The 17,530-nt window shown below is 41.6% G+C and carries 18 protein-coding genes, 2 pseudogenes and 1 riboswitch; of the genes and pseudogenes, 17 read left to right on the top strand and 3 right to left on the bottom strand.

Annotated elements, in window-relative coordinates; all coding sequences use genetic code 11:
• Positions 1-100 precede the first annotated feature (100 nt).
• The 9 genes from comGA to HNQ82_RS00655 are packed head-to-tail and all read left to right on the top strand — an operon-like array spanning position 101 to position 4,760.
• Positions 101-1,171 carry a competence type IV pilus ATPase ComGA gene (comGA, locus tag HNQ82_RS00615; protein WP_183246280.1) on the top strand — a complete coding sequence of 357 codons (1,071 nt, stop codon included), beginning with the start codon at positions 101-103 and terminating at the stop codon, positions 1,169-1,171.
• Positions 1,155-2,186 carry a competence type IV pilus assembly protein ComGB gene (comGB, locus tag HNQ82_RS00620; protein WP_183246282.1) on the top strand — a complete coding sequence of 344 codons (1,032 nt, stop codon included), beginning with the start codon at positions 1,155-1,157 and terminating at the stop codon, positions 2,184-2,186. The genes comGA and comGB overlap by 17 nt, the downstream gene beginning before the upstream one ends.
• Before the next feature lie 6 nt (positions 2,187-2,192).
• The gene (gene comGC, locus HNQ82_RS00625; protein WP_167338095.1) at positions 2,193-2,495 is read left to right on the top strand and encodes a competence type IV pilus major pilin ComGC; all 303 of its coding nucleotides are present in this window, start codon (positions 2,193-2,195) and stop codon (positions 2,493-2,495) included.
• The gene (comGD, locus tag HNQ82_RS00630) at positions 2,488-2,925 is read left to right on the top strand and encodes a competence type IV pilus minor pilin ComGD (protein ID WP_032100040.1); all 438 of its coding nucleotides are present in this window, start codon (positions 2,488-2,490) and stop codon (positions 2,923-2,925) included. The genes comGC and comGD overlap by 8 nt, the downstream gene beginning before the upstream one ends.
• Complete coding sequence (gene comGE / locus HNQ82_RS00635) at positions 2,909-3,217, top strand: competence type IV pilus minor pilin ComGE (RefSeq protein WP_183246284.1); 309 nt, start codon at positions 2,909-2,911, stop codon at positions 3,215-3,217. Before comGD ends, comGE begins: the two co-directional genes overlap by 17 nt.
• A complete protein-coding gene (comGF, locus tag HNQ82_RS00640; protein WP_183246286.1) occupies positions 3,214-3,636 on the top strand; it encodes a competence type IV pilus minor pilin ComGF in 423 nt (140 codons plus the stop codon). Before comGE ends, comGF begins: the two co-directional genes overlap by 4 nt.
• Entirely contained in the window at positions 3,608-4,024 is a 417-nt protein-coding gene (gene comGG / locus HNQ82_RS00645; protein ID WP_183246289.1) for a competence type IV pilus minor pilin ComGG, read from the top strand. The genes comGF and comGG overlap by 29 nt, the downstream gene beginning before the upstream one ends.
• A gap of 14 nt (positions 4,025-4,038) precedes the next feature.
• On the top strand, positions 4,039-4,545 hold the full coding sequence (locus HNQ82_RS00650) for a shikimate kinase (protein ID WP_183246291.1): 507 nt from the start codon (positions 4,039-4,041) through the stop codon (positions 4,543-4,545).
• A 26-nt stretch (positions 4,546-4,571) separates the two neighbouring features.
• Entirely contained in the window at positions 4,572-4,760 is a 189-nt protein-coding gene (locus HNQ82_RS00655) for a YqzE family protein (protein ID WP_055440955.1), read from the top strand.
• A gap of 14 nt (positions 4,761-4,774) precedes the next feature.
• On the opposite strand, the gene HNQ82_RS00660 is transcribed toward HNQ82_RS00655, so the two are convergent.
• Complete coding sequence (locus tag HNQ82_RS00660; RefSeq protein ID WP_183246293.1) at positions 4,775-5,545, bottom strand: YqhG family protein; 771 nt, start codon at positions 5,543-5,545, stop codon at positions 4,775-4,777.
• Positions 5,532-7,175 (bottom strand): DEAD/DEAH box helicase, encoded by a 1,644-nt coding sequence (locus tag HNQ82_RS00665; RefSeq protein ID WP_183246295.1) that lies wholly within the window; start codon positions 7,173-7,175, stop codon positions 5,532-5,534. The genes HNQ82_RS00660 and HNQ82_RS00665 overlap by 14 nt, the downstream gene beginning before the upstream one ends.
• Before the next feature lie 186 nt (positions 7,176-7,361).
• Positions 7,362-7,450, top strand: a riboswitch (glycine riboswitch).
• A gap of 143 nt (positions 7,451-7,593) precedes the next feature.
• Here HNQ82_RS00665 and gcvT point away from each other — a divergent pair.
• The 3 genes from gcvT to gcvPB are packed head-to-tail and all read left to right on the top strand — an operon-like array spanning position 7,594 to position 11,499.
• Positions 7,594-8,688 carry a glycine cleavage system aminomethyltransferase GcvT gene (gene gcvT, locus HNQ82_RS00670; protein WP_183246297.1) on the top strand — a complete coding sequence of 365 codons (1,095 nt, stop codon included), beginning with the start codon at positions 7,594-7,596 and terminating at the stop codon, positions 8,686-8,688.
• 17 nt (positions 8,689-8,705) lie between these two features.
• On the top strand, positions 8,706-10,052 hold the full coding sequence (gene gcvPA, locus HNQ82_RS00675) for an aminomethyl-transferring glycine dehydrogenase subunit GcvPA (RefSeq protein WP_183246299.1): 1,347 nt from the start codon (positions 8,706-8,708) through the stop codon (positions 10,050-10,052).
• Complete coding sequence (gene gcvPB / locus HNQ82_RS00680) at positions 10,045-11,499, top strand: aminomethyl-transferring glycine dehydrogenase subunit GcvPB (protein ID WP_183246301.1); 1,455 nt, start codon at positions 10,045-10,047, stop codon at positions 11,497-11,499. The genes gcvPA and gcvPB overlap by 8 nt, the downstream gene beginning before the upstream one ends.
• A gap of 26 nt (positions 11,500-11,525) precedes the next feature.
• Here the strand turns inward: gcvPB and HNQ82_RS00685 are convergent, their stop codons facing one another.
• Entirely contained in the window at positions 11,526-11,897 is a 372-nt protein-coding gene (locus HNQ82_RS00685) for a rhodanese-like domain-containing protein (RefSeq protein WP_032100032.1), read from the bottom strand.
• Positions 11,898-12,023: 126 nt separating this feature from the next.
• Here HNQ82_RS00685 and HNQ82_RS00690 point away from each other — a divergent pair, with 126 nt between their 5' ends.
• From HNQ82_RS00690 to mntR, 5 genes and pseudogenes are all read left to right on the top strand, one after another.
• Entirely contained in the window at positions 12,024-12,860 is an 837-nt protein-coding gene (locus HNQ82_RS00690; RefSeq protein ID WP_183246303.1) for a lipoate--protein ligase family protein, read from the top strand.
• A 159-nt stretch (positions 12,861-13,019) separates the two neighbouring features.
• Positions 13,020-14,459: pseudogene (locus HNQ82_RS00695) on the top strand (vitamin B12-dependent ribonucleotide reductase); the annotation flags it as partial.
• Positions 14,460-14,712: 253 nt separating this feature from the next.
• A pseudogene (locus HNQ82_RS00700) lies at positions 14,713-15,837 on the top strand (vitamin B12-dependent ribonucleotide reductase); the annotation flags it as partial.
• Positions 15,838-15,943: 106 nt separating this feature from the next.
• The gene (gene splB / locus HNQ82_RS00705) at positions 15,944-16,969 is read left to right on the top strand and encodes a spore photoproduct lyase (RefSeq protein WP_183246307.1); all 1,026 of its coding nucleotides are present in this window, start codon (positions 15,944-15,946) and stop codon (positions 16,967-16,969) included.
• A 69-nt stretch (positions 16,970-17,038) separates the two neighbouring features.
• Positions 17,039-17,467, top strand: coding sequence for a transcriptional regulator MntR (gene mntR / locus HNQ82_RS00710; RefSeq protein WP_183246310.1), 429 nt, complete (start codon positions 17,039-17,041; stop codon positions 17,465-17,467).
• The last annotated feature ends 63 nt before the right edge of the window (positions 17,468-17,530 follow it).

The following is a 17,530-nucleotide window of genomic DNA, read 5'->3' on the forward strand; positions in this document are numbered from 1 at the left end:
CTATGGGTGAATATTTTTTTGAATTTTTTTACGAAAGAAGAAGGAGTTTGACGAAAAATGTTGAATAATGAAGGCGAAAAATAAAGAAAGGAGGATAGCGTTGCAAACAATCGAGCAGTTGGCGGATCGACTAATTGAAGATGCTTACATTCTTCAAGCTTCTGACATTCATATCGTTCCGCGTAAGCAAGATGCGCTTGTTCAATTTCGATTAGGAGGGATGCTCGTTACAAAAAATGTGTTATCAAAACAAACGTGTGAACGTTTGCTTGCACACTTTAAGTTTCTGGCTGATATGGACATTGGTGAACGTCGCCGCCCACAAAGTGGAGCGATGGAAATGAACGTTGCCCACGCAACTATCCATCTTCGTTTGTCAACATTGCCTACCATTTATGACGAAAGTTTAGTTATTCGCTTGCTTCCGTTACATTCATTTCTTCCGCTCAAACAACTCGCGCTATTTCCTTCAACAGTAAAAAAGTTGCTCGCGTTATTAAATTATTCCCATGGGCTTATTATTTTCACGGGACCAACAGGATCTGGGAAAACGACGACGCTATACAGTTTGTTAAACGTATGTCGCCATCATTTTCAACGAAATGTCATTACATTAGAAGATCCGGTTGAAAAGCGAGCGGAAGATGTGTTGCAAGTACAAGTTAATGAAAAAGCTGGGATTACGTATGCGGCAGGGTTAAAAGCAATTTTGCGCCACGATCCAGATGTGATTATGGTAGGAGAAATTCGAGATGCCGAAACTGCACGAATAGCTGTACGTGCAGCGCTTACAGGACATCTTGTACTGACAACGATGCATACGAAAGATGCTGTTGGAGCCATTTATCGTCTTCTTGAGTTTGGTGTACCATTTCAAGAAATGGCGCAAACGTTAGTTGCTGTCACAGCCCAACGTCTTGTGCAACTGAAATGTCCGTTCTGTGCGGGAGAATGCTCATCTTTTTGCCGACAGTACCGACCTGTTCGGCGAGCTGGTGTTTATGAATTACTATACGGAAGTGAACTGGCGCAAGCGATGCGAGCAGCAAAAGGAGAGCAAGCGACATACGTGTACACTCGGCTAAAAGATGTTATTAAAAAAGGGATTGCGCTCGGTTTTTTACATGAGAGTGTCATCGAAAGTTGGTTGTTAGATGAAGCGACGTTGTAATTGGTCGTTACAAGAGCAAAGTTTGTTTTTCATTCAATTAGGGAAATTGCTTAGTAAAGGGTATTCGCTTGCCCAAGCCATTGAGTTTTTACAAATTCAACAATCTGCTTCCAAACAAAAAGATTTAGATGATTGTATGCATGCATTGCGAGCTGGTGTGCCCATTCATGAAGCTTTTTCACGCATGCAATTTCATTCTCATCTTTTAGGATATGTGTTTTTTGCTGAACAACATGGTCAACTTGCTCACGGATTTATTGAGGCCGGGGAGATCGGACAAATGAGAGCACGTTACGTCGAGCAAGTGAAGCGTATGTTACGCTACCCGTTGTTTCTTTTTAGTTTTTGTATGGCAATGTTTTTCATATTTCAGCAAGTGTTAGCTCCGCAGTTTTCCCATCTTCTTTCTTCGTTTCATGCTCACTCTGCTTTTTCTACCTTCATTTTTTCTGTTGCTGTATGGCTTCCTCGTATATTTTCTATTGTGTTCACGATGCTCATTTTGTTCGGATTGTTTTACTTTTTTTTCATTCGTTCATGGCCTATTTATAAAAAAATGAATATGCTTATGAAAATTCCAATCGTGAGCTCGTGGATCGTTTCCTTCCATACACAAGTATTTTCGTTGCAATTAAGTCATTTGTTAAAAGGAGGGTTATCTATTTATGAGGCGCTGCAAATTTTTGAACACCAATCCCACCTCCCGCTACTGAAAGAGGAAGCGAAAATCATGAAACAGCAGTTATGTGCAGGCGAAAAGTTGGATGAAATCGTTCAGCAACGGAAGTATTACGAACAAGAACTACCTTTCGTCATTCGTCACGGTCAGTCGAATGGGGAATTAGTTCAAGAATTATTTCATTACAGCCAGTTTTCATTGCAAAAACTTGAAAACCGTCTGAAAAAAATTGTATATATCATTCAACCACTGTTGCTTAGTTTTATTGGTATTTTCGTTGTTCTTATGTATATGGCTATGCTGTGGCCTATTTTTCAATTGTTAAATCACATATGATGGGGGATGCATATGCGAAATGAGAAAGGATTTACATTAATCGAGATGTTAATTGTGTTAATGGTTATCACGATTTTAATTTTAATTACAATCCCAAATGTGACAAAACATAACAGCATGATTAACAATAAAGGATGTTCAGCGTTTATCAAAATGGTTCAGTCTCAGGTGAAAGCATATGAAATGGAGCATGGAACGATTCCGACTGTACAACAGTTAGTAGATGGAAAATATATTGAAAGCAATCGTTGTCCGAATGGAAAAACGATCGTCATTACGAATGAAGGGAACGTTTTAGAGAGTGAATGAACGAGGATTTACGCTCGTAGAAATGTTAATCGTTCTTTTTATTGTGACAACCATTACGATTTTTACCGTTCCACCACTTCAACAAGTGTTAGCTGAACGACAACTACAATATTTTTTAGAACAGTTTAGTAACGATATGTTATATGCGCAACAATACGCCATCAGTCGGAAAAAGACGGTAGCTATTATGTTTTATTTTGATACGTGTCGCTATCAAGTAAGAGAAGGAGGAACGTTTGGGAAGGAACTGATCGCTCGTTCCTTTCCATCTCCTTTCCAGTTTCAAATGGCTACACTATCTCCACCGTTGTTTTATTATCCAAATGGTAATATCAACAAGGCCGGAACGTTGCTTATCGCATACGGTGGGAAAAAATATAAAATAGTTTTTCAATTAGGGAAAGGGAGATTGTATGTCCAAAAATTGTAACGGCTTTACATTTTTTGAACTGCTCGTCTCACTTAGTTTATGGAGTGGTTTAATCGCCGTCATCGTTGCTCATTGGACGGTGATTTTAATAGAAAGAGAAAACAAAAAAGTAGAAACGATCGCCAATCAAATTTTATATGAGGCAATGATGAACGAGCGCGTTGAAAACGAAACGGTCGTTGTACGAGATGCACATACATTTTCATTATTTATACGTTCAAATAAGCGATGTGTTCGTTGGGAAGATAGGTTGAAACGAACAAAGGAAAGATGTGAGACATTGTTGCAATGATGCAAAAAGAAAAAGGATTTACGTTAGTTGAAGTACTCATGTCGCTTACCGTTTTCTTTATCATTTTATTTTTATTGACAACATCGTTCCATTTAGCCTCGAATTACACTGTAAAGCATGGAAACTTTCACTATTTTGAATGGCTTGTTTTTATTCAACAAGCAAAAATTGAGCTAAGGGAATCGAAGGACGTTCGTATATACGGAATGACGATTCAATTCGATAAATGGACAGGTGAGCGTGTGACGTACGAAAAATATGGAACGATCATTCGGCGGCGTGTGAATGCTACCGGTCATGAAATCATGCTTCAATCTATTCAACAAGTATCGTATGAACAAGAACAAACAGGCATTCGTATTCGTGTATTAACGGATAAAGGAGAATTATATGAAGCGTTTATCCCATTTTTTCGTTAACATAAAAAATGAACAAGGCGTTATTTTTCCGTTCACCATTATGTGTGCATTATTGATTAGTGCTCTTTTTCTTCATTCTGTTACATTGTACGATGCAGAAATACAGTTTTTTGAAGAGGAAGAGAAATGGTATGAAGCGGATTATTTAATGAAACAAACGCTCATTTATGTGAAACAAGCGCTTGTCAACGCACCAGAAAACGTGTCATCATTAAGCCAAACAATTTTATTTGTTCATGGACAAGCAGCGTATCACGCAACACGAATCGGATCTACGATGTGGTCTGTAACCGTATCATGCGTAACGAGTAGACAATTTCGTTATGACGTTCAATTTCAGTTTCATTCCTTAACGAACAGCATATCGGCATGGAAAGAACTGTACTAGAGAGGAGAGAGAACATGAAAGCGATTTACTTAACAGGATTTATGGGAGCAGGTAAGACGACAGTTGGAAAACGGTTAGGAGAAGTATTGCAGCTACCTGTGATCGATACGGATGCATATATCGAACAACAAGTTGGAAAAACGATTGCAGACATTTTTGCGGAAGAAGGAGAGGGGGTGTTTCGTGCGTATGAACGGGAAGTATTAAAGAAGCTCCCAACGGAACATATCGTCATCACAACAGGTGGCGGAATTGTTATTCAAGAAGAAAATCGCCGATTTATGAGCAATCATGGCATCGTCATTTACTTGCATTGTGAGCTCCATGAATTGTTTCGTCGTTTAGCTGATGATGCGACCAGACCGCTACTGATGGAAAATAAACAAAGTCAAATGAAACAGCTATTTGAACAAAGGCTTCCGTGGTACCGACAAGCCCATATAACAATTGATACAACGAATCGTACGGTCGATGACATTGTAGAAACCATCGTGTCGTTGCTTAAATCGTCTCGTTTTTGACGATACTAGTATCGAGGTGATGAACGATGGCAGGAAACGACTATGTGAAATTTATGACCGAACAAGTCGTAAAATATTTAGACCAACCGAAAGACGAACGGAAAAAACAAAGGCAACAAAAGAAGGAGTTTAAAAAACAACAAAAGCAACCGTTTTTATATCGTTGGTTCGGTGTCATTCCGTATGCTATTATCCTTTTATTTAAGCGAAAATAAGGCTTGTGTTAGCCTTATTTCGCTTGTAAATAAAACAATCCACCATTGATGACTGACATATGAATTTTCGGCTCATATCTTTGGCGCAATGCTTCTTTTTCATTTTCATACTCTTCTTGTTTTTCTTCGATGCCCTCGTAAAAATGTTTCAGTAATGCTAACTCTTCTTTCCAACGCGCTCGTGCTTCATCCGCCCAATGATGCGTTTCAGATGCGATCAGACGTTCAACAAAGGCTTCGAGTCGCCCCAATCCGCTGAGCGGTTTAATCAGTGGAGAAATGGTAAAGCAATAATCTGGAACAGTGACGCCCCATTGTTTTTCTTTTAACACGTTGTAAAATGATTCAACAATCGATCCACTAATGAGATGGATGCCTAATGATAATAGGCGATCTTGTTTCCGATCGCACTCATATGAAAGCAATATGTTCGTATGAAGCCATGGATGAAGAGCGACGGATCGTTCGGATACTTGTTCATACAGGCGAATGAATCGCCCATTCATTTTAGCAATCGAAAAAATTTGGTGAAGACGTGGTGAACCGAAATGAATATATTCCCCTTCTTTCGTAGCTGATGGTTTCGTAATAAGCGACAATTGTAATGGTTCACCTATAGCGCCGATGCGTTCCATGTAATGCCAATAAAATGGACGATTCATTAATTGCTTATCCATTTCGGCGGTGAGTTGAACGCGTATATGTCCATCGCTACGTTCTAAAATATGGCAATGGGTAGCTATAAAAAAGCGTTCGAGAAAAGATTGAATATCATGTTGCTGCATGCGCACTATCCTCCATGTTCGTAAAAATTTCTACAAAATTTTGCATTTTAATTTTTAATTCCCCTTCGCTTTTGGACTGAGCAATCATGCGTTCTAAATGGCTTGAAAATGCAGGAGATTGTAGCTTCATTAAAATATCATCCAGTTCACCAACAACCCGTTCAAATAGACGAATTTTTTCGTACAGTAACGTAAATATATGTTCTTCGACCGTATTGCGCACGACAAAATTATAAATGTGGACATCTTTCGTTTGGCCGAGACGATGAACGCGTCCGATTCGCTGTTCTAGACGCATAGGGTTCCAAGGCAAATCATAGTTGATGACATGATTGCAAAATTGTAAGTTAATTCCTTCCCCCCCTGCTTCTGTGGCGATCAACACTTGAGCACGATGTTGAAACAGTTCTTTCATCCAATCTTTTTTACTTCGTTTAAATCCGCCGCGAAACGGTACGGAAGAGATGCCATGCTGTTTAAAAAACCATTGCAAATACAACTGTGTGGCGCGATATTCTGTAAAGACAATGACTTTATCGTTTATGGTTTGAATGAGCTCTAACGCTTTTTTCGCTTTTGTATGTTCGGCGATGTCATTCATTGTTTGTAACAATGCACCAATTGTTGCTTCAATATGAGGTTGACGTTCAAGCATATTTTTTAGCGTGCAAAAAAGCGCTTCTTTACTGCTACATATTTCACGCAATAACGTCATATGTGACAGCGATGTATCTAACAAAGGAGATTTGAGCTGTCGAATTTTTTCATATACATTTCGCTCAGCTTCCGAAAAATCAATGAAAATCGTTTCAACGTGTCGCTTCGTCCATTCAATTCCTGTATCGTGGCGACGATGACGAATCATTACTTTGCGAATGAGCTCTTTTAAATGGACGTCATCGTGTAATGTACGCAATTTCCCGTATCTTTTTTGAAATTGTTCGGCATTTCCTAAATGTCCTGGTTTCAGTAGGGAAACGAGATGAAAAATTTCTTCGATACGATTTTGAATGGGCGTTGCTGTTAATAGTAAACAAAACTTTTTTTTCAGCCCTTGAACAAATTCATAATTTTTCGTTTTATTGTTTTTTAACTTGTGTGCTTCATCAATAATAACGATATCGTATGATTGGCTATAAATGATGTCCCGATGTGGTTGTTTTTTCGCGGTATCTATCGATGAAACAACCACATCGCACTGCTCCCATACGTAACTTTTCTTTTGGGCAACGGCGGGAATGAAAAATTTTTCATTTAATTCTTGTACCCATTGTGAAACAAGAGAAGCTGGAACGAGAATAAGCGCCTTTTTCACAAGTCCACGAATCATATATTCTTTTAAAATTAATCCTGCTTCAATCGTCTTTCCTAGCCCCACTTCATCAGCTAAAATGGCTTTTCCGTTCATTTGTTCAACCACTTGACGAGCAACGTCATATTGATGGGGTAAAATAGTAATATGCGGCAAATGTTTTGGAGCTTGTAGCCCATCAAACTGAGGGATGGTTAACGCTTTCGTTGCTTCAAGCGCTAGTTCATACAACTCCCAGTTTGACCACGGACCGTCACGTTCGATACGTGTGGCAAATTCATTCTTCCAACTTCTCTCCCAATGCATTGTGACGTTCATAACGCATCCCTCATTTTCCGAACATTTTTAGTTAAAACGAAATAAATTTACGTATTTTATTTATAAAAAGGTGTTGCGACAAACGAGAAGTTATAAGATAATAAAAAACGTAAGAAAGTTTGTAAAATTGTTTCATTATGTGTTTACATGTAGTGTGGCACAAGAATGACAATTGTATACGGGCGGATGAGAACAAGGGGAGAGACTACGGGATGTAGCGCCGAAGGAGCAAGTGGCAACACGAATCTCTCAGGCAAAAGAACTCTTGTTTGACGCGGCTCTGGAGAGCGTTCACAGACGTGAACCACCCACGAGGACACCTATGCAATGTAGGGAAACTTTCAGGTGAAAGGACAGAGACTACCATATGACAATATGGGGGTCGTCTGTCTTTTTTTATGAACGAGGAGGGGAGCATATGTTACAAAGAACGCCACTATTTCCTCTGTATGCAGAGTATGGCGCAAAAACGATTGATTTTGGCGGTTGGGAGTTGCCTGTGCAATTTTCTAGCATTAAAGAAGAACATGAAGCGGTACGGACGCGCGCAGGATTATTTGATGTGTCGCATATGGGTGAGTTTGAAGTTAAAGGAAAAGATAGTCTTGCTTTTTTACAAAAAATGATGACAAATGATGTTTCGAAATTAACAGACGGTCGCGCCCAATATACGCTCATGTGTTACGAAGACGGCGGAACGGTTGATGATTTGTTAATTTATAAAAAAGCAGACGACCATTATTTGCTTGTCGTAAATGCTGCAAATATTGAAAAAGATTTTGCTTGGCTATGTGAGCATGTCGTTGGTGATGTCGAGCTTGTCAATATATCAAACGATATTGCGCAACTGGCGTTACAAGGGCCACTTGCGGAAAAAGTATTACAGCCATTAACAACGATCGATTTATCCGCAATGAAATTTTTCGCTTTTGCCGATCACGTCGATGTGGCAGGGGTTCAAACGCTCGTGTCGCGGACAGGATATACAGGAGAAGATGGATTTGAGCTATATTGTCGAGCAGAAGATGCCCAAACGCTTTGGCGAGCCATTTTAGAGGCAGGAAAAGAAGAAGGGGTACTTCCGTGCGGACTTGGTGCACGCGATACACTTCGTTTTGAAGCGTGCTTGCCGCTATACGGACAAGAGTTGTCAAAAGACATTACGCCAATTGAAGCAGGGCTTAGCTTTGCGGTCAAAACGAATAAAGACGTCGACTTTTTCGGAAAAGAAGTGTTAAGAAAACAAAAAGAAGAAGGAGCGCCGCGGAAACTTGTCGGAATCGAAATGATCGATAAAGGTATTCCACGTCACGGATATGCTGTATATGGAAACGATGAGCAGATTGGCGTTGTCACGACCGGAACACAATCACCGACGCTCAAAAAGAATATTGGCTTGGCGCTTATTCCTCCTGCGTTTTCGGTAATTGATACAGAAGTAGAAGTAGATGTTCGTGGAAAGCGATTAAAAGCGAAAGTGGTGGCAACACCGTTTTATAAGCGCACAAAATAATGTGAGGAGAGAGAGTCATGCTTCATCGTTATTTGCCAATGACGGAAGAAGATAAGCAACAGATGTTACAAACGATCGGGGTACAATCGATTGACGAACTATTTGCTGATATTCCAGAAAGCGTTCGTTTTCAAGGTGAGTATAACATTAAACGAGCAAAATCAGAACCGGAGTTAATGAAAGAGTTGATGGCACTAGCGGCAAAAAATGCGGATATGAAGACACACACGTCGTTTTTAGGAGCGGGGGTGTACGATCATTACATTCCGACGATCGTTGACCATGTCATTTCACGCTCGGAGTTTTACACCGCATATACACCGTATCAACCGGAAATTTCGCAAGGAGAACTGCAAGCGATTTTCGAATTTCAAACGATGATTTGTGAATTAACAGGCATGGATGTGGCGAATTCATCGATGTATGACGGTGGAACAGCGCTAGCAGAAGCAGCGTTATTAAGCGCGGCGCATACGAAAAAGAAAAAGGTGCTATTATCAAATGCGGTGCATCCCGAATATCGCGACGTGGTGAAAACGTACGTAAAAGGTCCCGGGCTTGAAATCGTAGAAATCCCGTATAAAAACGGCGTGACGGATGTTGATGCATTGCAAAAAGAGATGGATGAACATGTCGCATGCGTTATTGTGCAATATCCAAACTTTTTCGGACAAATCGAGCCGCTAAAAGAGATGGAGCCAATTGCTCATGCGCATAAAGGAATGTTCGTTGTCGCAAGCAATCCGCTCGCGTTAGGGGTATTAACACCGCCAGGACAGTGTGGTGCAGATATCGTTGTTGGTGACGCTCAACCATTTGGTATTCCAATGCAATTTGGCGGTCCGCATTGTGGTTATTTTGCGGTGAAATCGGCACTTATGCGTAAAATTCCAGGACGTCTTGTCGGACAAACGACGGACGAAGAAGGTCGCCGTGGTTTCGTCTTGACATTACAGGCGCGCGAGCAACACATTCGCCGCGACAAAGCAACATCGAATATTTGCTCCAACCAAGCGTTAAACGCCCTTGCTGCATCGGTCGCAATGACAGCGCTCGGCAAAAATGGCGTAAGAGAAATGGCAACGATGAATATTCAAAAAGCACACTATGCAAAAGAGGCGTTTGTCAACAACGGTTTTCATGTCGTATTTACAGGTCCGTTTTTCAACGAGTTTGTCGTTCGTATGAACAAACCGGTAGCGGAAGTAAATAAAAAGTTACTAGAAAAAGAAATCATTGGCGGATACGATCTCGGGCGTGATTATCCAGAACTACAAAACTGTATGTTAATTGCGGTGACGGAATTACGCACGAAAGAAGAAATCGACACGCTTGTGAAAGAATTGGGGGATTGTCATGCATAAAGACCAACCACTTATTTTTGAACTAAGCAAGCCGGGGCGAATCGGATATAGTTTGCCGGAATTAGACGTGCCAGCTATCGATGTTGCACAAGTCATCCCAACTGACTACATTCGAAAAGAAGCGCCAGAACTCCCAGAAGTGTCGGAGCTTGACATTATGCGCCATTATACAGCGCTATCGAAGCGCAATCACGGGGTCGATTCGGGCTTCTATCCGCTTGGATCTTGCACAATGAAATACAATCCAAAAATAAACGAAAACGTTGCTCGTTTTGCTGGATTTGCCCACATTCATCCACTTCAGCCGGAAGAAACGGTGCAAGGGGCGCTTGAATTAATGTATGACTTACAAGAGCATTTAAAAGAAATTACCGGCATGGATGCGGTGACATTGCAGCCAGCTGCTGGTGCGCATGGGGAATGGACAGGGCTCATGATGATTCGCGCCTATCATGAAGCGAATGGCGACTACAATCGAACGAAAGTGATCGTTCCAGATACAGCGCATGGAACAAACCCAGCGTCGGCAACGGTGGCAGGTTTTGAGACGGTGACGGTGAAATCGACAGAAGAAGGGCTTGTCGATTTAGACGATTTACGCCGCGTCGTCGGTCCAGATACGGCAGCGCTTATGCTTACAAACCCAAATACGCTCGGTCTTTTTGAAGAAAACATTCTAGAAATGGCAGAAATCGTACATCATGCAGGCGGAAAGCTGTACTATGACGGCGCGAATTTAAATGCGGTGTTAAGTAAAGCACGCCCTGGCGATATGGGCTTTGACGTCGTTCATTTAAATCTTCATAAAACGTTTACTGGTCCGCACGGTGGCGGTGGTCCAGGTTCGGGGCCTGTCGGCGTGAAGGCGGATCTCATTCCGTATTTACCGAAACCGACGGTGGAAAAAGGGGAAAACGGCTACTATTTCGACTACGATAGACCGCAAGCGATTGGGCGTGTGAAGCCGTTTTATGGCAACTTTGGCATTAACGTTCGCGCGTATACGTATATTCGCTCGATGGGTCCAGATGGCTTAAAAGCGGTGACAGAATACGCGGTACTAAATGCCAACTACATGATGCGTCGCTTAGCGGAACATTACGACTTACCATACAACCGCCATTGCAAACACGAATTTGTGTTATCAGGAAAGCGGCAAAAGAAATTAGGGGTGCGTACGCTCGATATTGCAAAGCGTCTGCTTGATTTCGGCTACCATCCGCCAACGATCTACTTCCCTTTAATCGTTGAAGAATGTATGATGATCGAGCCGACGGAAACCGAGTCAAAAGAAACGCTTGATGCGTTCATTGATGCGATGATCCAAATTGCGAAAGAAGCGGAAGAAACGCCAGAAATCGTCCAAGAAGCGCCGCATACAACGGTCGTGAGACGCTTAGATGAAACGACGGCCGCTCGCAAACCAATTTTGCGTTATCAAAAATAAAGTGCCAGGCGTTTTTGCTTGGCACTTTATTTTTTCTTCACTTTTCCTGTCCACATTTTAAATCCGCCTTTTAAGTGGTATAAGTCGCGATAGCCGTTACGATACAACATTTGTGCAGCGCGACTGCTGCGCATCCCACTTTGGCAATATAAGTAAATCGGTTGATCTTTACGTAATTCTTTCATGCGCAAGCGTAATTGTGAAAGCGGAATGTTACGTGCTCCTAAAATGTGACCAGCAGCGTATTCATCGGGTTCGCGAACATCGATGAGCTGTGCTTTGCGATAGCCTGCACGAAACTCTTCTTCTGTCAGCGTTTGAACGATTCGTTTCTGATAAAAGTATGTAATGACCGCGTACACAATAATTGCCCCGAGAATAATAAGAGCTATTGTCATGGTGTCCCTCCTTTTTTCATCGTTGCCATGTCTATTATATAAATGTTTTAGACAAGAAGCAAAGCATTTTCCATTGACTTATTGTGTTTTCTACACTATAAAATGATAGAGGAAAGGGTGGGGTAGATGGAAAAAGAAGTATGGCGTTTTATTGATTCAGGCAATTGTTCCCCAGCGTTTAATATGGCACTTGATGAAGCGTTGTTAGAATGGCATAGTGAAGGAAAAATTCCACCGACGATTCGTTTTTACGGTTGGAATCCACCGACGCTTTCAATCGGCTATTTTCAAAAAGTAGAAAAAGAAATCGATATGGAAGCGGTAAAAAAATACGGTCTTGGCTTTGTAAGACGGCCGACAGGTGGTCGTGGCGTGCTTCATGATCAAGAATTGACGTATAGCGTCATCGTGTCTGAAGCGCATCCAAACATGCCACAAACGGTGACGGAGGCGTATCGCGTCATTTCGCAAGGCATTTTAGAAGGATTTCGTTTTCTCGGACTTGATGCGTATTTTGCAGTGCCGAAAACAGAAGAAGAAAAAGCAGATTTAAAAAATCCGCGATCGGCTGTTTGTTTTGATGCACCGTCTTGGTATGAGCTTGTTGTTGAAGGGAGAAAAGTAGCAGGCAGTGCACAAACGCGGCAAAAAGGTGTCATTTTACAACACGGTTCGATTTTATTAGACTTAGATGAAGAGATGCTTTTTAGTTTATTTAAGTATCCGAATGAACGAGTAAAAGAGCGATTGCGACAAAACTTTAAAAACAAAGCGGTCGCAATGAATGAATTAACCGATCGGAAAATTACGATCGATGAGGCGAAAGAAGCATTTTTTAAAGGATTTGAAAAAGGTTTAAACATTCAGCTTGAACGATATGAATTAACAGACGATGAGCTTGCTTACGTTCAGCAACTTGCGAAAAACAAATACGAGACAGATGAATGGAATTTTAAACGGTAAATTTTTTTCTTGACAAGTAAAAAGTGCTTGACTTAATTATCAATATGTAGTATGTGTTTTTTAAAAAATCATACTACATATTGATTTTTTTATTGATTCTTGTTGTCGATATATGGTAGTTTAATGTAGTAAGATTATGTTGGTAGAGGAGAGGTAAAAATGACGGTTGCGTTTTCTGAAAAAATGACGGTGAATGTGGACAAGTTGAATGAAGACATTCGCCTGTTTCCACAAGTGCACCCGATTACCCCTGAGATGCACATTACATATAAGGGTGTATCGCGTTTAGTGATGCTCGATCGCTATTCGTTTAAAGATACGGAAAAGTTGACGTTAAGCGTCGGAGATTTTGTCGTTTTAACCGTGAAGGAAGATCCGAAGTTTCCAGCGCGTGGCCTTGGATTTATCGTTGAGCTGGACTGGGAAAATAAAAAAGCACACGTGCTTGTTGAAGAAGAATATCGTCATGTGTTGGAAGGAGAGGAAGCGAAAACAGGCATTGTTGTTCGTTCCCTCGATGTCATTGAAAAGCCACTCGAAATTTTTTATGAACAAATTGCGAAGCGGAACGCAACCGGGCTAGCCGCTGTGGAGCAAACAGAAGAGAAACGACAAGAGTGGTTTGAAAAGTTTTATGAACAGCTCGTCAGCCTGAACTTTGTTCCAGCTGGACGCGTATTGTATGGCGCAGGTTCTGGGACAGAAGTGACGTACTTTAACTGTTACGTCATGCCATTTGTTAAAGACTCGCGCGAAGGCATTTCTGAACATCGCAAACAAGTGATGGAAATTATGAGCCGCGGTGGCGGTGTAGGAACGAACGGTTCGACTCTTCGTCCACGCAATACACTTGCGCGCGGAGTGAACGGAAAATCGTCCGGATCGGTGTCATGGCTAGACGACATTGCGAAACTTACCCATCTTGTAGAACAAGGTGGCTCGCGCCGTGGCGCTCAAATGATTATGCTAGCCGATTGGCACCCGGACATTATTGAATTCATTATTTCGAAAATGCAAAATCCGCGCATTTTGCGCTATTTGCTTGAAAACACAGAAGATGAAGGCATTCAAAAAGCAGCGAGAGAAAAATTAAAGTTTACGCCACTTACTGAACAAGAACGCGCGATGTATCAAGGGATTGTCAATTACAAAAACATACCAGGTTACGGTGGTTTCACGGAAAAAATAATTAAAGATGCAGAAGAAAAGTTGCGGACAGGCGGAACGTATAGCGTGCACAATCCGGACTTTTTAACAGGGGCGAACATTTCTGTTTGTTTAACGAAAGAGTTTATGGAAGCGGTAGAAAAAGATGAAGAGTATGAATTGCGCTTTCCAGATGTTGAAACGTATTCAGAAGAAGAAATGCGTATTTATAACGAAAAATGGCATGAAGTTGGCGATGTGCGCGAATGGGAGAAAATGGGCTATCGCGTTCGCGTCTATCGGAAAATTCGTGCGCGCGAGCTATGGAAGCTCATTAACATTTGTGCAACGTATTCAGCAGAACCCGGCATTTTCTTTATCGACAACGCCAACGACATGACGAACGCAAGAGCGTATGGGCAAAAAGTAGTCGCAACAAATCCGTGTGGTGAGTAGTTTGCCTCACGTAAAAAACTGCGGAATGAAGCAGGAACCCTGAGATGGGAACCTGAACCGAAGGCTGAGCCTAAAAACTCAGTCAGGGGCAACGCATACGGAGTGAACCTGCCTATATAAAAGGCAGAATATAATCTCCGCAAGAGGCCGCAGCACTAATGAACATTCGTTAGTGAAAACGTATGCTGAGCTAACGGGAAATGAACCGTTAGAACTATCGGATAAAAAGCCGATAGGATAACATAAGCTGGAACAACCACTTGCGCCTTATTCTGTGTGCAATTTAGCTGCGATTAATTTGGCAAATATGGTCGATAAAGAAAAGAAAGTCGTTGATTATGAAAAGTTAAAACGAACGGTTGAAGTTGGCGTCCGTATGCAAGATAACGTCATTGACGCCACGCCATATTTCCTTGAGGAAAATAAAAAGCAAGCGCTTGGCGAGCGCCGCATCGGTCTTGGCGTCATGGGACTAGCTGATTTGCTCATTTATTGTGAAAAAGAGTACGGCTCCGAAGAAGGCAATCAGTTAGTGGACGAGCTGTTTCAAACGATCGCGACAACGGCGTATCGTGCGTCGATTGAACTCGCAAAAGAAAAAGGAAGCTTTCCGTTTTTAGTCGGTGAAACAGAAGAAGAAACGATGAAATTGCGTGAAGCGTTTATTCACACCGGTTATATGAAAAACATGCCAGACGATATTCGACAAGATATTCTAACGTACGGCATTCGCAACTCGCATTTATTAACGGTTGCTCCGACTGGATCCACAGGAACCATGATCGGCGTGTCTACAGGACTTGAGCCATATTTTTCTTTTTCTTATTATCGAAGTGGGCGTCTTGGTAAATTTATTGAAGTAAAGGCGGATATCGTTCAAGAATATTTGGACAAACATCCAGAAGCGGATCCGAATAATTTACCGCATTGGTTTGTAACCGCGATGGATTTATCGCCAGAAGCGCATGCGGATGTACAATGCATTATTCAACGTTGGGTTGACTCTAGCCTTTCGAAAACGGTGAACGCACCTCGTGGCTATACGGTCGAACAAGTGCAAAAAGTGTACGAACGATTATGGAGAGGTGGCGCAAAAGGCGGCACAGTATATGTCGATGGTAGCCGCGATGCGCAAGTATTGACATTAAAAGCGGAAGAACATGCGATCGAAGAGCAACTTGAGCTTCTTCCAGAAGAACCGAAAAAACGAGCAGTTGCAATCGTCGAAACGATTCCAGATTTACGGGCGACAGACGTTACGATCGGTTCAGAAGTCGGCAACATTTGCCCGGTATGCCGCGAAGGAACGGTCGAAGAAATCGGTGGCTGCAACACATGTACAAGCTGCGGTGCGCAATTAAAATGTGGTTTGTGATGGAAAAAGGAACGGGAAATCTCCGTTCCTTTTCATTATGAATGATAACAAAAATTGTATTTCATCACCTCATGACAATCAAACATACTAACATTGAGGTGATTGTATGAAGCCGTTTATTCCGCAACTCGTTTATTTTGAGCCAGAAGCGCTCCGTTATCCACTTGGCCAAGAGTTGTATGAGAAATTTAAACATATGCATATCGACATTCGCGAAACGACATCCCACAACCAAGTTCGTGGTATTCCAGGGGATAACGAACTGCAACAATACCGCAATGCAAAATCAACACTTGTTGTCGGTGTTCGCCGTACATTAAAATTTGATACGTCTAAACCGTCAGCAGAATATGCTATTCCACTTGCGACAGGGTGCATGGGTCATTGTCATTATTGTTATTTACAAACAACACTCGGAAGCAAACCTTACATTCGTGTGTACGTCAATCTTGATGATATTTTTGCCCAAGCGAAAAAATATATTGATGAACGTGCCCCGGAAATTACGCGTTTTGAGGCCGCTTGTACGTCAGATATTGTCGGCATCGACCATTTGACGCATGCGTTAAAAAAAGCGATTGAATTTATCGGTACAACCGAATATGGACGCCTTCGCTTTGTCACAAAGTATGAACATGTTGATCATCTGCTTGATGCGAAACATAACGGAAAAACACGTTTTCGTTTTAGCATCAATTCACGTTATGTCATTCAAAATTTTGAACCGGGGACGTCTTCGTTTGATGGACGGTTGGAGGCGGCACGGAAAGTGGCACGCGCTGGCTATCCGCTCGGCTTTATCGTTGCACCAATTTACATGCATGACGGCTGGGAAGAAGGATATTTTGAACTATTTGAACGATTACATGCGAATTTACAAGATATCGACTTAACGGGCGTAACGTTTGAATTAATTCAACATCGCTTCACAAAACCAGCGAAAACAGTCATTCAAAAACGGTATCCGAAGACGAAACTAGATCTTGATGAAACAAAACGAAAATATAAATGGGGACGATACGGGATCGGAAAATATGTGTACCGAGATGAAGAAGCCAATCGGCTAAATGACACGATTCGTTCCTATATTGCACAATTTTTTCCCGAAGCAACAATTGAATATTTTACGTAAATAGTTGTCATGCTTGGTAAACATGTTATAATCATAATGATTGCGGATGTTTGTTTAGGAGGGACATATATGCCAACACCAAGCATGGAAGATTATATTGAGCAAATTTATATATTGATCGAAGAAAAAGGATACGCTCGCGTATCGGATATTGCTGAAGCGTTATCTGTTCATCCCTCCTCTGTGACAAAAATGGTTCAAAAGCTTGATAAAGACGAATATTTAGTATATGAAAAATACCGAGGGCTCGTACTGACTCCGAAAGGAAAAAAAATCGGTAAGCGGCTTGTGTATCGCCACGAGCTACTGGAACAATTTATGCGCCTGATTGGCGTCAATGAAGAAAACATTTATCGCGATGTTGAGGGAATCGAACATCATTTAAGCTGGAATGCGATTGATCGTATTGGTGACTTAGTACAGTACTTTGAAGAAGATCGGTCACGTCTTGAAGCGCTTCGCAACATTCAAAAGCAAAACGAGCAAGAACAGGCATAAACGCTTGTTCTTTTTTGTTTTTTTATGCTCAATTTCTCCCGTTTTTCATACATATATGGCGAG

Source organism: Anoxybacillus tengchongensis, assembly GCF_014201585.1.
Classification (GTDB): Bacteria; Bacillota; Bacilli; order Bacillales; family Anoxybacillaceae; genus Anoxybacillus; species Anoxybacillus tengchongensis.